The sequence below is a fragment of the Pantoea sp. GM_Pan_3 genome (assembly GCF_026541045.1).
GTDB lineage: Bacteria > Pseudomonadota > Gammaproteobacteria > Enterobacterales > Enterobacteriaceae > Pantoea > Pantoea anthophila.
Window position 1 is genome coordinate 112,775 of sequence record NZ_JALNVA010000005.1, and the last position, 13,809, is coordinate 126,583.

13 protein-coding genes are annotated in these 13,809 nt (G+C 55.5%); 7 read left to right on the forward strand and 6 right to left on the reverse strand.

Features of this window, described 5'->3' with window-relative positions; genetic code table 11:
• The first annotated feature begins 15 nt into the window (after positions 1-15).
• Positions 16-1,368 (forward strand): proline-specific permease ProY, encoded by a 1,353-nt coding sequence (gene proY / locus OXR04_RS15335; protein WP_009091770.1) that lies wholly within the window; start codon positions 16-18, stop codon positions 1,366-1,368.
• Positions 1,369-1,761: 393 nt separating this feature from the next.
• Here the strand turns inward: proY and OXR04_RS15340 are convergent, their stop codons facing one another.
• The 3 genes from OXR04_RS15340 to OXR04_RS15350 form a co-directional block, all read right to left on the reverse strand.
• Positions 1,762-3,018, reverse strand: coding sequence for a histidine-type phosphatase (locus OXR04_RS15340; RefSeq protein ID WP_267372062.1), 1,257 nt, complete (start codon positions 3,016-3,018; stop codon positions 1,762-1,764).
• Entirely contained in the window at positions 3,019-3,831 is an 813-nt protein-coding gene (locus OXR04_RS15345; protein WP_058956374.1) for an inositol monophosphatase, read from the reverse strand.
• 207 nt (positions 3,832-4,038) lie between these two features.
• Positions 4,039-4,620 carry an ACP phosphodiesterase gene (locus tag OXR04_RS15350; protein ID WP_111208103.1) on the reverse strand — a complete coding sequence of 194 codons (582 nt, stop codon included), beginning with the start codon at positions 4,618-4,620 and terminating at the stop codon, positions 4,039-4,041.
• Positions 4,621-4,723: 103 nt separating this feature from the next.
• Here OXR04_RS15350 and queA point away from each other — a divergent pair, with 103 nt between their 5' ends.
• Positions 4,724-5,794, forward strand: coding sequence for a tRNA preQ1(34) S-adenosylmethionine ribosyltransferase-isomerase QueA (queA, locus tag OXR04_RS15355; protein ID WP_009091763.1), 1,071 nt, complete (start codon positions 4,724-4,726; stop codon positions 5,792-5,794).
• Positions 5,795-6,095: 301 nt separating this feature from the next.
• Here the strand turns inward: queA and OXR04_RS15360 are convergent, their stop codons facing one another.
• Positions 6,096-7,181 carry an acyltransferase gene (locus OXR04_RS15360; protein ID WP_140028165.1) on the reverse strand — a complete coding sequence of 362 codons (1,086 nt, stop codon included), beginning with the start codon at positions 7,179-7,181 and terminating at the stop codon, positions 6,096-6,098.
• A gap of 565 nt (positions 7,182-7,746) precedes the next feature.
• Between OXR04_RS15360 and tgt the strand changes: the two genes are divergently transcribed.
• From tgt to secF, 4 genes are read left to right on the forward strand one after another with little or no spacing between them, the layout of a single operon-like run.
• Entirely contained in the window at positions 7,747-8,895 is a 1,149-nt protein-coding gene (gene tgt, locus OXR04_RS15365) for a tRNA guanosine(34) transglycosylase Tgt (RefSeq protein WP_267372060.1), read from the forward strand.
• A complete protein-coding gene (gene yajC / locus OXR04_RS15370) occupies positions 8,895-9,227 on the forward strand; it encodes a preprotein translocase subunit YajC (RefSeq protein WP_009091760.1) in 333 nt (110 codons plus the stop codon). The genes tgt and yajC overlap by 1 nt, the downstream gene beginning before the upstream one ends.
• Before the next feature lie 25 nt (positions 9,228-9,252).
• Entirely contained in the window at positions 9,253-11,100 is a 1,848-nt protein-coding gene (gene secD, locus OXR04_RS15375; protein WP_009091758.1) for a protein translocase subunit SecD, read from the forward strand.
• 10 nt (positions 11,101-11,110) lie between these two features.
• The gene (secF, locus tag OXR04_RS15380) at positions 11,111-12,079 is read left to right on the forward strand and encodes a protein translocase subunit SecF (protein ID WP_009091756.1); all 969 of its coding nucleotides are present in this window, start codon (positions 11,111-11,113) and stop codon (positions 12,077-12,079) included.
• 60 nt (positions 12,080-12,139) lie between these two features.
• On the opposite strand, the gene OXR04_RS15385 is transcribed toward secF, so the two are convergent.
• Entirely contained in the window at positions 12,140-12,718 is a 579-nt protein-coding gene (locus OXR04_RS15385) for a DUF3251 domain-containing protein (RefSeq protein WP_267372058.1), read from the reverse strand.
• Positions 12,719-12,734: 16 nt separating this feature from the next.
• Complete coding sequence (lysM, locus tag OXR04_RS15390; RefSeq protein ID WP_009091752.1) at positions 12,735-13,172, reverse strand: peptidoglycan-binding protein LysM; 438 nt, start codon at positions 13,170-13,172, stop codon at positions 12,735-12,737.
• A 185-nt stretch (positions 13,173-13,357) separates the two neighbouring features.
• On the opposite strand from lysM, the gene nrdR reads away from it, so the two are divergent.
• Complete coding sequence (gene nrdR / locus OXR04_RS15395) at positions 13,358-13,807, forward strand: transcriptional regulator NrdR (protein ID WP_009091750.1); 450 nt, start codon at positions 13,358-13,360, stop codon at positions 13,805-13,807.
• Positions 13,808-13,809 lie beyond the last annotated feature (2 nt).

Here is a 13,809-nt window from a genome sequence, read left to right on the forward strand (position 1 = left end):
CAGGTACAGGTTGTTATGCAAGAAACCAATAAGCTCAAACGCGGACTGAGCACGCGCCACATCCGCTTTATGGCGCTGGGATCGGCGATTGGCACCGGGCTCTTTTACGGTTCCGCTGACGCGATTAAAATGGCCGGGCCGAGCGTGCTGCTCGCGTATATCATCGGCGGGGCAGTGGCTTACATCATCATGCGCGCGCTGGGTGAGATGTCGGTCAATAATCCTCAGGCCAGCTCCTTCTCCCGTTACGCCCAGGACTATCTGGGGCCGATGGCCGGATACATCACCGGCTGGACCTACTGTTTTGAAATCCTGATTGTGGCAATTGCCGATGTGACGGCGTTTGGCATCTATATGGGCGTCTGGTTCCCGGAGGTGCCGCACTGGATCTGGGTGCTGAGCGTGGTGCTGATCATCGGGGCGGTTAACCTGATGAGCGTCAGGGTGTTTGGCGAGGTGGAGTTCTGGTTCTCCTTCTTCAAGGTCGCCACCATTATCGTGATGATTCTGGCCGGTTTCGGCATGATTATCTGGGGGATCGGCAACGGCGGGCAGCCAACCGGTATCCATAACCTCTGGACCAACGGCGGCTTCTTCGCTCACGGCGTGGTCGGCATGCTGCTGTCGCTGCAGATGGTGATGTTCGCCTACGGTGGCATCGAAATCATCGGCATCACCGCCGGGGAAGCGAAAGAGCCGGAGAAGTCGATTCCGCGCGCGATCAACTCGGTGCCATGGCGCATTCTGGTCTTTTACGTCGGCACGCTGTTTGTGATTATGTCGATCTACCCGTGGAACCAGGTGGGGACGTCGGGCAGCCCGTTTGTGCTGACCTTCCAGCATCTGGGGATCGCCGCGGCCGCCTCGATTCTCAACTTCGTGGTGCTGACCGCGTCACTTTCCGCGATTAACAGCGATGTCTTTGGCGTGGGCCGTATGCTGCACGGCATGGCTCAGCAGGGCCATGCGCCGAAGGTCTTCATGAAGGTTTCCGCACGCGGCATTCCGTGGGTGACGGTCGTGGTGATGATGTTCGCCATGCTGATCGCGGTCTATCTCAACTACCTGATGCCAGAGAAAGTCTTCCTGGTGATCGCCTCGCTGGCGACCTTTGCTACGGTGTGGGTCTGGATCATGATCCTGCTGTCGCAGATCGCGTTCCGCCGCAAAATTGGCAAAGAGGCGGCCGGTAAGCTGCTGTTCGCCTTGCCGGGCGGCAGCTGGACCGCTGGCGTCGGCGTCGCCTTCCTCTGCTTTATTATCGGCCTGATTGGTTATTTCCCCGATACCCGCATTTCACTCTACGTAGGTATGGTGTGGATTGTGCTGCTGCTGCTGGGCTATAAGCTGGTGCGCAAGCCACGCTAATCTTCCGTTCTGCTCTCCCGATTCACGGGGGAGCAGAACCGGCAATCTCCCGCCTTCATTCTCTTTTCCTCCCGCCTTAATTTCTCAAAGGACGCGCTGTCAGCGCAGAATAAAAGTCATTACCCGGCAGACGGCGTCAGACAGGCCTGAATGGCCAGAGAAGGGGAGGGTAAAAGGAAATAAAAAACGGCGAAACCAGTCGCCGAAAGAATCTAAATATTACAGGAAAAAATGTATAAAGGGATGATTGACGGGGCTATCGTAAAACAAAACGCGGGGCGCTGAAAGCCAGCCGGATTTAATTAAGAAAAGGGCGGAATAGCGCTAATTAACAGGGATTAACATTATTCAGACCGCGTTTTTATTGCGGCCTGAATATGATTAGCCACAGACTCAGGGCAATATAACGGAAACCGGCAGCGTAGCGCTGTTGTCGATGTTTTTCTGCAGTTGTGTCAGCGTGGATTGATAAGGGCAGAGCAGGCCCACACTGGTATCCCTGCAGCCAGGCTGATGCCACGCCTGATGTAATAACGGGTGTTTTTCATCAACCGGTTGCAGCCGGCGGAGATCATCCAGGCTTTGCGCCTGAAAGTAGATCTGTAAAAAACGTTCCCCACTCAGCGTGTCGCGCCAGCGCTCCAGCACCAGACTGCCGCCCGGCGGAATATTCCCGCGTGAATAACCTGGCAACGCCCAGTCAAAGCCCATCAGCGTGCGCACCATGGCAATATTGGTGTCGTGCGCCACCAGAATTAACCAGCGGGTCGGCGACGTGTCGGAGCCAATCGCCTGCAGCATTGTGCTGAGCAGGATCGAGCCACGCCGCTGGGCCAGATAAAGGATATCGTTACTGAGGTCGTAGTTTGCGGTCAGCAGTGGCAGCAGCGAGGTGATCTGCGCCGCCGAGGTGATGTGTCCCCAGGCGAGCTGATTAGACGGCAGATTTTCGCTGTAGCCCAGGCGCAGCGTCTCCACCATGCTGGCCATCGCGCTCAGCCCCTCAACGTAACTGCCGCCGTTGCGGGTCTGTCTGAACTGCCAGGGGCGATCGAAGAACATGCAGCGGGACGCAGGCGGGCAGACCGCCGCTCTGAGCTGCTGAATTGCCGGTTGCAGCTGCTTTTGCCGCTGTGCCAGATCGCCTGCCTTCTGCTGCTTAGCCGCCAGCGCCCGGGCGGGATCGATGCGGGTGAGCGGCAGTTTGTCGCTCTGAAACAGGGGATCGACATCGCCCGCGACGTGATGCACCGGCACGCCGCAGCCGGGAAAGGCGCCGTCAGTCAGTGCCGCCGCGGTGGCGCGGGTGCGCTGCAACGGACTGGCCCGCACGTAGACCTGCGCCGCATCGGGGCAGCCCGCCGCCAGCAGGCCGAGCTGGCGATAGTGATCGCCCTGCCAGCGCCCCTTATTCACGACCGCGCTGTAGCCATGTCCGGTCAGCTCCCCATCGGCGGTGGTCCACACCGTCCAGGATTGCTCACTGGCCGCCTCAATCTCTTTGCGGTTTCCCGGCGTCGGTGGCCGCACGCCGTGGCGGCTCAGCTCGACCACCTTCTCCAGCTGATACTCAGCCGCCTGTGACGTCGTGCTCAGCAGACAGAGAGCGGCGAGAATAAGCGCGCACCGACGCAGCCGTAACCGGATCATCTACTCATCCAGAGCGGGATTACCCGTCAGCGCTTTAATCTGTGGATAGAGGGCCGCATTGGCCAGCAGAACCGGATTACCGTTTTTCAGCCCATCGTTACGCAGGTAGTCGTTGGTGACGCCGCCCGCTTCGCGCATCAGGACAATGCCCGGCAGACTATCCCAGGGATGCATGTGCGCTTCGTAATAGCCTATCAGGCGTCCAGCAGCAGCCCAGGCGCTGGTCAGCGCGCCGGACCCCACCCGAATAAACATGCCACCCTGCTCAATCAGGCCGGTGATGAGGCGCGAGACGCTTTCGCCGCCGGTGCGGCTGGAGTTGCTGATACCCAGCAGTCCCTCGTTAAGCCGCTCTGCCGCATGGACCTGCAGGCGGCTTTCGTTAAGCCACGCCCCGTGGTTTTTGCGGGCATGAAACAGCTCCTGATGATTGGGGTCGCAGATCACGCCGATCACCGGTTCGTCCTCGCAGACCACCGCCAGCGACACGCACCAGTTAGGCAGGCCGTTGACGAAACAGGCGGTGCCGTCGATGGGATCGATGACCCAGACAAAAGGGGCGCCCTGAACCTCGCCACCGCTCTCTTCGCCATAGACGGCATCGTCAGGAAAACGTTCAGCGATTAATGTTTTAAGCAGCGCTTCCACGTTGCGGTCAGCCTCGCTCACCACATCCTGTAAATCCCTTTTGTGTTCCACCACCAGTGTCTGACGCTGCTGATACCATGACAGGGCCCGGCTGCCCGCCGCACGGGCGATGTCGCAGGCGTAACGGTAACGCGCGTCAATTTCAGATTGCGAAGCGGATGACATCTTTTCCTCTTATGATTTTGTGCCATAACGAACGGAAGGCGCGCCTGAACAGGCGGTCTGGCTGTGCTGTTAACGTAACTATTGTTAAGAAAGGCTTCATTAAGCCGCAGTTAGCGGGCAATGGCAAGATGGCGCAGGGGCGGACGACGGGCTTTTTCAGCGGGCAGGCGCCTGCGCCCGCCCGGCGCGGCAGCAGAGGATCGGGTTTTACAGGGTGCGGCTGGTCGCCAGCGCCATTAAACGCGGATAAAAAACAAAAAACAGCGCTTCCAGCTGATCGTAGTGTTCGGTGAAATCCTGATAGGAGTCGCGCAGTGCCGCCAGACGCGGACGGCGGCTGGCCATGCCGTGGAGAACCCGCTCCAGCCGCGCAGGCTGGGCATAATGCTCAAACCAGCGCTCGCGCCACATCACCGCGTTAAGTTCCTGAAAATCGACCGGCGTCTCCGCGAGGTGCGGCACGATTTCGCGCTCGGCGGCGGCAGAAAACTGCGCCAGCGTCTGGCCGGGCATGAACTGCTGCCAGTGACGGGCCAGAAAATGGTCCCAGATGACGTCCAGCGTAATCGGGGCCACGCGATAGGTTTCAGCACGGAACAGCTGACGGGCGCTGCGCACTTCCGGCAGCGTGTCGGTCATGACGTCAAGACGCCGGTGCATGAGGATGCCGTCTGCGACAGGCGCAGACCAGTGCTGGTGCGGGTTACCCCGCACAAAGTCAGCCATTAGATTGCCGAGCAGGGAGCTGTCGGCCAGCTGAGCCAGATGGAGATGAGCAAGAAAGTTCATGCCGCATTATAGGCTGAACTGCCTTTGCGCAGCCAGCTGTTCAGAATTGGTCGATTTTCCGCTAAACTGTGCCGCCTGTTTTTGCCTGAGAAAGAACACTTCAATGCGTGTCGCCGATTTTGCTTTTGAATTGCCCGAATCCCTGATTGCTCACTATCCCCAGGCGCAGCGCAGCGGCTGCCGTCTGCTGTCGCTCGACGGTCCCAGCGGCGCACTGACGCACGGGGTCTTTACCGACGTGCTGGATAAGCTGAATCCAGGCGATCTGCTGGTGTTCAACAATACCCGTGTGATCCCGGCGCGCGTCTTTGGCCGCAAAGCCAGCGGCGGCAAAATCGAGATGCTGGTCGAGCGGATGCTCGACGACAAGCGTGTGCTGGCACATGTGCGCGCCTCAAAAGCGCCGAAGCCGGGTGCAGCGCTGCTGCTGGGCGAAGATGAGAGCGTGAAAGCGACCATGGTGGCCCGCCACGATGCGCTGTTTGAGATTGAATTTGATGATGAGCGCGCGGTGCTCGATATCCTGAACAGCGTGGGCCATATGCCTCTGCCGCCCTATATCGATCGGCCGGACGAAGAGGCCGACCGCGAGCTTTATCAGACCGTCTACAGCGCCCGTCCGGGGGCCGTCGCGGCACCCACAGCCGGTCTGCATTTTGATGAGCCGCTGTTGCAGGCGCTGAAAGAGAAGGGCATTGAGATGGCGTTTGTGACGCTGCATGTCGGGGCGGGAACCTTCCAGCCGGTGCGTGTCGAAACCATCGAAGAGCATCACATGCACGCGGAATATGCCGAAGTACCGCAGGAGGTGGTTGATGCGGTGCTGGCCTGCAAGGCGCGCGGCAATAAGGTGGTTGCGGTGGGCACCACCTCCGTCCGGTCGCTGGAGAGCGCAGCCAAAGCGAGCCAGGATGCCCTGATCGCGCCATTCTTCGACGATACCCAGATTTTTATCTATCCGGGCTATGAGTATCAGGTGATCGACGCGCTCATCACCAACTTCCATCTGCCTGAATCGACCCTGATTATGCTGGTCTCGGCCTTCGCCGGGTATCAGCACACCATGGCCGCGTACCGCGCAGCCGTGGCTGAGCAATATCGTTTCTTCAGTTATGGCGACGCGATGTTTATCAGCAAAAATCCGCAGGCGCCGCTGGAAAAAGTGGGCGACTGATTTATCAACCGATAGCCGGAATCGCGCTCTGCGTGACAGAAGGCTATCTGAAATAGTGAGAAGTACCAACATTTACATGACCGGCATGATGTACCGCTGTTTTAAGAGGCCAGGTTTCATGCTGGATAATCTTGTAAAGATGTCTTTTCTCAGGCCATCCCGCCATACAGCCTAATAGCTGCTACGGGATGCCTGAAACTTAAGGTAAACCTGATTACAGGTGATGCACTATTTATCAGCGGTTAACAGTGAAATCAGTTGATCACAAACTGCGCCCGCTGCTCACCATATCCAGCCCGCGTCACAAGGAACTTTGCTTTTTAATTGACGGCATAAAGGCTGTCTTTACAACTCGCTTGCCATATTCATAGCAGGGAAGCTCGATATATTTCAGTGATAGCACAGAAAGGCCAGTGGCAATAAATACCGCAAGGGTGGCATAAATAATATTAGCGTCAAATGAATTTCCTTTGAGCCATAACAGAGAATATACAACCGGGGTATGTATTAAATAGAGCGAAAAGGATATATGCCCAAGGAATACAATTTTATCAGATTCCAGAAATTTCCGGCAGTCTGATTCGATATGTGGCATTGCGGCAATCGCTATAGATACGACTGGAGTAATAATCAGATAAGAGAGCAGCGTGATATTCATGCCAAAAAGGATTATCAGGGCCAGCATAAATACAGTGAAAATGAATGCAGCAACGATACGCTCATTGCGCTTTATCCAGTCACAAAATCTCATTGTGACCTGATAAGAGCAGATACCCAGGGAAACGCAGAAAATGCAGCGGATGACGCCATCGCTCATAAAGGGGAACGCTGCATATGATGCGCCCTTGACGTCAATCCTGAAATATAGACTGAGTGCCAGACCAAGCATAGCCGTAATCCAGGACATGGATTTGTGAATGAACGCCAGCAACAGAATCAGGGTACCCGCGAAGAGCTCGACCGAAATAGACCAACTGGGAACGTTGGTTTTAGGTATAAACCCGATGCCAATGGCGTTAGTCAGAGTTACATCGCCCATAAGATTCCATGGCGTAATGCTACCCATCCACTCCGGAAAAAAAGAGCCGGTTGAAAAAAACAGAGCTATCGGAACCAGAATAACTGCAATGATATGCAACGGATAAAGTCTGAAAATACGGATGACGAAGAATTGAAACCCGGTCATTTTTCCGTTAACCAATTTGCTTTTGTAGGAGTGATAAAGAACTATCCCGGACAGAATAAAGAAAATATCTACCGCATAGTCCGGATTGTGGAAGATATCATAGCCGGTGCGCCATCCTGTAAAATGACTATAGGAATGTGATAAAGCAACCCCCAGCGCGAGAATACCGCGTAGCCCATCAAGACCAGCAAGTCTCTTCATTGTCTTACCTTCTCCGCACTTTCGTGATTCCAGCTGTATTCCCACAATAGCCAGGCAACGACTACAAAAATGAAGAGACCTTCAGACGAGTGAATGTCGTTTGTCGTGATGATTGCGATAGCGGATATGAACCCGCTGATGCATATGACGAGGCGAAAAGTCTGCTGAAGTATCATTTATAAGTGATTTTTAAGTAAAGTTTAGAAGAGATACTAGGAACTGTTAGGATATTGTCAAGAAACAGTTATGAAGGACTCGCTCTTTAAATGCAGTTTATCTTCGTTACCTGTTCAGTCCGGATCTGGCGGAGCGGGACTACGATACCCCTGCTTATGTGCCATCTATAACTGGAGAAAACATAATTCAGGCGGTAGGGGTGCAAGAGAATGGCAAACCGACCTTATAGGGCTGTACCAGAATTGTGCAAAAAATTGACATAATCCTGCGTAAATCTGCAGAGAATAAAGGACGCTAAGTGACTGGCTGGCTTGTGTAGCGGGTTGCGCGGTTGATATGATGCGCCACTTTTAATTAATCATCGGACTGTTTCTCCGATGGAGGCTTTGTGAAATTTGAACTTGATACCACAGACGGGCGCGCACGCCGTGGCCGTCTGATTTTTGATCGCGGCGTGGTGGAAACCCCGGCGTTTATGCCCGTTGGCACCTATGGCACCGTCAAAGGCATGACGCCGGAAGAGGTACAGGATACCGGCGCGCAGATCATTCTGGGGAATACCTTCCATCTCTGGCTCCGTCCGGGTCAGGAGATCATGAAACTGCACGGCGATCTGCATGACTTTATGCAGTGGAAAGGGCCGATTCTGACCGATTCCGGTGGCTTCCAGGTCTTCAGCCTGGGCGACATCCGTAAAATCACCGAAGCGGGCGTGCATTTCCGTAACCCGATCAACGGCGATCCGATCTTCCTCGATCCGGAAAAATCGATGGAGATTCAGTATGACCTCGGTTCCGACATCGTGATGATTTTCGATGAGTGTACGCCTTATCCGGCGGACTGGGACTACGCCAAACGCTCAATGGAGATGTCGCTGCGCTGGGCACGACGCAGCCGTGACCGTTTTGACAGCCTCGGCAACAAAAATGCACTGTTTGGCATTATCCAGGGCTCGGTTTACGAAGATTTACGAGATGTCTCGGTTAAAGGTCTGGTAGAGATTGGCTTTGATGGGTACGCTGTGGGCGGCCTGGCGGTGGGTGAACCTAAGCAGGACATGCACCGTATTCTTGAGCACGTCTGTCCGCAGCTTCCGCAGGATAAACCCCGTTATCTGATGGGCGTTGGCAAACCTGAAGATCTGGTTGAGGGCGTCCGTCGCGGCGTCGATATGTTCGACTGCGTGATGCCAACCCGTAATGCGCGCAATGGTCATCTGTTTGTGACCGAGGGCGTGGTGAAGATCCGCAACGCCCGCTACAAAGATGACACTGCGCCACTGGATGCGGAGTGTGACTGTTACACCTGTCGCAATTATAGCCGGGCCTACTTGTATCATCTCGACCGTTGTAACGAAATACTGGGCGCGCGTCTGAATACTATCCACAATTTGCGCTACTACCAGCGTCTGATGGCTGGTTTACGCCAGGCTATCGAAGAGGGTAAATTAGAGCGCTTTGTAACTGAGTTTTACCAACGGACGGGTAAAGAAGTTCCGCCTTTAACGTCTGACAATTCATCAATGAGGGAAATTTAATGAGCTTATTCATTTCTGACGCCGTGGCCGCAGCAGGCGCACCGTCTCAGGGAAGTCCGTATTCTCTGGTGATCATGCTGGTGGTGTTTGGTCTGATTTTCTATTTCATGATCCTGCGTCCGCAGCAGAAACGTGCGAAAGAGCACAAGAAGCTGATGGATTCCATCTCAAAGGGCGATGAAGTGTTGACCAGCGGTGGCCTGGTCGGTCGCGTCACAAAAGTCTCTGACACGGGCTACGTCGCTATCGCGCTGAATGACACCAACGAAGTGGTCATTAAACGTGATTTCGTTGCCGCCGTGCTGCCTAAAGGCACCATTAAGGCGCTGTAATTCTTTCTTCCCTAAGGGAACTGCCGTGTTAAACCGTTATCCTTTGTGGAAGTATGTGATGCTGGTCGTCGTGATTATCGTCGGCCTGCTCTATGCGCTTCCCAACCTCTATGGTGAGGATCCGGCCGTTCAAATCACTGGTGCGCGCGGAAGCGCCGCCAGTGAGCAGACGCTGGATCAGATTCAGTCCGCATTAAAACAGGACAATATCCAGAGCAAATCTGTTGCGCTGGAAAATGGTGCGATTACCGCGCGCTTCGCCAATACGGATGTGCAGTTACGCGCCCGTGAAGCGATCATGAAAGCGCTGGGTGAAGACTACGTCGTGGCGCTGAACCTCGCGCCTGCCACGCCCCGCTGGCTGACCATGCTGTCAGCAGAACCGATGAAACTCGGTCTCGACCTGCGTGGCGGCGTGCACTTCCTGATGGAAGTGGACATGGACACCGCACTCAGCAAACTGCAGGAGCAGAATGCTGATACGCTGCGTAGCGACCTGCGCGCCAAAAATATCCCCTATACCAACGTCAATAAAATCGCGAACTACGGCGTGGAAATTCGTTTCCGTGACGCCGCCAGCCGCGATGCGGCGATTTCCTGGCTCTCTTCCCGTCATCAGGATCTGGTGATCAACAGCAGCGGCAGCGATGCGCTGCGTGCCACCATGAGCGATGCCCGTCTCAGCGAAGCGCGTGAATATGCGGTTCAGCAGAACATCACGATTCTGCGTAACCGTGTGAACCAGCTGGGCGTGGCGGAACCGCTGGTTCAGCGTCAGGGTTCCGATCGCATCGTGGTGGAACTGCCAGGGATTCAGGACACGGCGCGCGCCAAAGAGATTCTGGGTGCGACCGCAACCCTGGAATTCCGTCTGGTGAACACCACCGTGGATCCGAGCGCAGCCGCCAGTGGCCGGGTGCCGGGTGACTCCGAAGTCAAAAAGATGCGTGACGGCCAGCCGGTCGTACTCTACAAGCGGGTGATTCTGACCGGTGACCACATCACCGACTCGACCTCCAGCATGGATGAGTACAACCAGCCACAGGTGAACATTTCACTGGATGGCGCAGGCGGAAACATCATGTCGAACTTCACCAAGGACAACATCGGCAAACCGATGGCGACCCTGTTTGTGGAGTACAAAGACAGCGGTAAGAAAGATGCCAATGGCCGTTCCATTCTGGTGAAACAGGAAGAGGTGATTAACGTCGCCAATATCCAGTCTCGCCTGGGGAACAGCTTCCGCATTACCGGTATCAACAATCCGAACGAAGCGCGTCAGCTGTCGCTGCTGCTGCGTGCCGGTGCGTTGATTGCGCCAATCCAGATCGTGGAAGAGCGCACAATCGGACCGACCATGGGTCAGCAAAACATTACTCAGGGTCTGGAAGCCTGCCTCTGGGGTCTGCTCGCGTCGATCCTGTTCATGGTGGTGTTCTACAAGAAGTTTGGTCTGATTGCGACCAGTGCACTGCTGGTAAACTTGGTGCTGATTGTCGGCATCATGTCCCTGCTGCCGGGCGCGACCCTGACCATGCCGGGTATTGCCGGTATCGTGTTAACCCTGGCGGTGGCAGTTGATGCCAACGTACTGATTAACGAACGTATTAAAGAAGAGCTGCGCAACGGGCGCTCGGTTCAGCAGGCAATCCATGAGGGCTACAAAGGCGCTTTCTCCAGTATTGTCGATGCGAACGTGACCACCCTGATCAAAGTGATCATTCTTTACGCGGTCGGCACCGGTTCGATCAAAGGCTTTGCGATTACCACCGCTATCGGTATCGCGACCTCAATGTTCACCGCGATTATCGGTACCCGTGCCATTGTTAACCTGGTTTACGGTGGCAAACGCATCAACAAGCTGTCTATCTGAGGAGTGCGTTGTGGCACAGGAATATAACATTGAGCAGTTGAACCACGGGCGTAAAGTCGTCGACTTTATGCGCTGGGATACGCTGGCCTTCATCATTTCGGGACTGCTGATCGTCGCTGCGATTGCGATCGTGGGCGTGCGCGGTTTTAACTGGGGCCTCGATTTCACCGGCGGTACTGTGATTGAGATTGCGCTGGAAAAACCTGCCGACCTCGACACGCTGCGCAGCGATCTGGTGAAAGCGGGCTTTGACGAGCCGCTGGTGCAGAACTTTGGCAGCAGCCGTGACGTCATGGTGCGTATGGCACCGGTTACCGGCCCGGCAGGCACCGAAATAGGCAATAAAGTGGTGTCGGTGATTAACCAGACCACCCAGCAGAACGCGACCGTTAAGCGCATTGAGTTCGTAGGCCCGAGCGTGGGCAGCGACCTGGCGCAGGCGGGGGCGATGGCGCTGTTGTCTGCACTGATTGCGATTCTGATCTATATCGGTTTCCGCTTTGAGTGGCGTCTGGCACTGGGCACCGTGCTGGCGCTGGCGCATGACGTCATCATCACCTGCGGTCTGCTGGCGCTGTTCCGTATTGAAATCGACCTGACGATTGTTGCCTCACTGATGTCAGTAATTGGCTACTCGCTTAACGATAAAATCGTGGTCTCTGACCGTATTCGTGAAAACTTCCGCAAGATCCGTCGCGGCAGCGCTTACGATATTACCAACGTGTCTCTGACCCAGACCTTAAGCCGTACGCTGATTACCTCGCTGACCACACTGGCGATGATCCTCATCCTCTTCATCTTTGGTGGTGCGCTGCTGAAAGGCTTCTCACTGACCATGCTGATTGGTGTGACGATCGGTACGATTTCATCCATTTATGTCTCTTCGGCGCTGGCGCTGAAGCTGGGCATGAAGCGTGAACATATGCTGGTGCAGAAGGTTGAGAAAGAGGGCGCAGATCAGCCTTCTATCCTGCCGTAATCGCAAGACAGAAATGAAAACGGGCAGCCCTGGGGCTGCCCGTTTTTTTTGCGCCGGCCGTCAGGGTAATGCCGGTGCAGCAGGTGGGGTCTGGGTCGGCACGTTGCCGGTCACGTTATGCACGCGAACATAGCCGATCTGCTCCGGTGTCAGACCGCTGAGGCGCAGCGGAACGGTGACCGAATGCTGCGGCAGCAGGGAGGCAGGCACGGTGATGGTCTGACTCAGGGTGTCATTGCCGAGCGGTTTGCCGCTGGCGGGATCGAGCTCGCCCCAGATCACCGTGGCGTTCAGCGCAGGCAACGGCTGTTCATCCATCGAACGCACCGTGAGGGTTGCCCGCGAGCCGCTCGCTTCAGCCGTGACGGGCGACAGCGTCAGTCGCAGCGTACCGAGCCGGGTCTGCAACGCCACGGGCGTATTGGCCTGTGGCAGCAGCCATGCTCCCTGCTGAGACTGGCTGTTCAGCTGTCCCTGAATCTCCAGCGCACTGGCTTGCGAGGTCAGGTGCTGCATCTGCTGATTAAGCTGATTCACTTCCTGATGCAGCTCTCTGACCTGCGGTGTGCTGGCGGTGCTGCTGCACCCGCTCAGCGTCATCAGAGAGAGCGCCACCGGAACCCAAACCATCCTGTTCATAAGTTATCCTTGTCCGTTATTTCGGGATGCGTAACACCTGACCCGGGTAGATCTTATCAGGGTGCGACAGCATCGGTTTGTTCGCTTCGAAAATCTTATTGTACTCATTGGCGTTGCCGTAGACCTGTTTCGAGATGGCGCTCAGCGTATCGCCTTTTTTCACCGTGTAGAGTTCGGACTCCGCTGCGCTGTCGGTGACGGTAACCTTGTCTTCCACTTTGGTGATGCCCGCGACGTTGCCCGCTGCGATCAGAATCTTCTCTTTCAGCTCCTGAGAGAGGCCATCGCCGGTCACCGTGACGGTATCGCCATTCACTTTGACATCAACCTTGTCGCTGTCGGGTAATCCGAGTTTGTTGATGTGCTCCTGCAGCTTTTTATTCTGGTCATCACCGCCATGCACGGCATCCCACAATTTTTCACCCGCTTCTTTCACAAAGTTAAACAGACCCATACAACCTCCAGTGTGTTAGTGGAAAATTTCAATTGCAGCCCTTAAAGCGTAGTCCCTTTTGCTGCAGACGAAATTTAGCATCGTTTATCCTGAGAGGTGAATCCTCTGAAAGGCACGAAGAGATTTTGTTGATTCGCAGTTCGCGCTACACTGTCTGACCCATCACTCTCGCGTCAGGAAACGTCATGCATTGCCCATTCTGCTCCGCTGTGGACACCAAAGTGATTGATTCTCGTCTGGTTAGTGAAGGCTCTTCGGTGCGCCGCCGCCGCCAGTGTCTGATGTGCCATGAGCGCTTTACCACCTTTGAGGTGGCAGAACTGGTGATGCCTCGCGTGGTGAAAAGCAATGACGTGCGCGAACCCTTCAATGAAGACAAAATGGCCAGCGGGATGATGAAGGCGCTGGAAAAGCGTCCGGTCAGCGCCGACGCGGTGGAAAGCGCCGTGAACCATATCAAAACCCAGCTGCGTGCCACGGGTGAACGGGAGATCCCCAGTAAGCTGATTGGCAACCTGGTGATGGATGAGCTGAAAAAACTCGATAAGGTGGCCTACATCCGCTTCGCCTCTGTTTACCGCAGCTTTGAAGATATCCGGGATTTTGGCGAAGAGATCGCCCGTTTACAGGATTAAAG

Coding starts and splice junctions, on each gene's coding strand:
- proY (WP_009091770.1), top strand. CDS start 16: ATGCAAGAAACCAATAAGCTCAAACGCGGACTGAGCACGCGCCACATC.
- OXR04_RS15340 (WP_267372062.1), bottom strand. CDS start 3,018: ATGATCCGGTTACGGCTGCGTCGGTGCGCGCTTATTCTCGCCGCTCTC.
- OXR04_RS15345 (WP_058956374.1), bottom strand. CDS start 3,831: ATGTCATCCGCTTCGCAATCTGAAATTGACGCGCGTTACCGTTACGCC.
- OXR04_RS15350 (WP_111208103.1), bottom strand. CDS start 4,620: ATGAACTTTCTTGCTCATCTCCATCTGGCTCAGCTGGCCGACAGCTCC.
- queA (WP_009091763.1), top strand. CDS start 4,724: ATGCGTGTCGCCGATTTTGCTTTTGAATTGCCCGAATCCCTGATTGCT.
- OXR04_RS15360 (WP_140028165.1), bottom strand. CDS start 7,181: ATGAAGAGACTTGCTGGTCTTGATGGGCTACGCGGTATTCTCGCGCTG.
- yajC (WP_009091760.1), top strand. CDS start 8,895: ATGAGCTTATTCATTTCTGACGCCGTGGCCGCAGCAGGCGCACCGTCT.
- OXR04_RS15385 (WP_267372058.1), bottom strand. CDS start 12,718: ATGAACAGGATGGTTTGGGTTCCGGTGGCGCTCTCTCTGATGACGCTG.
- lysM (WP_009091752.1), bottom strand. CDS start 13,172: ATGGGTCTGTTTAACTTTGTGAAAGAAGCGGGTGAAAAATTGTGGGAT.
- nrdR (WP_009091750.1), top strand. CDS start 13,358: ATGCATTGCCCATTCTGCTCCGCTGTGGACACCAAAGTGATTGATTCT.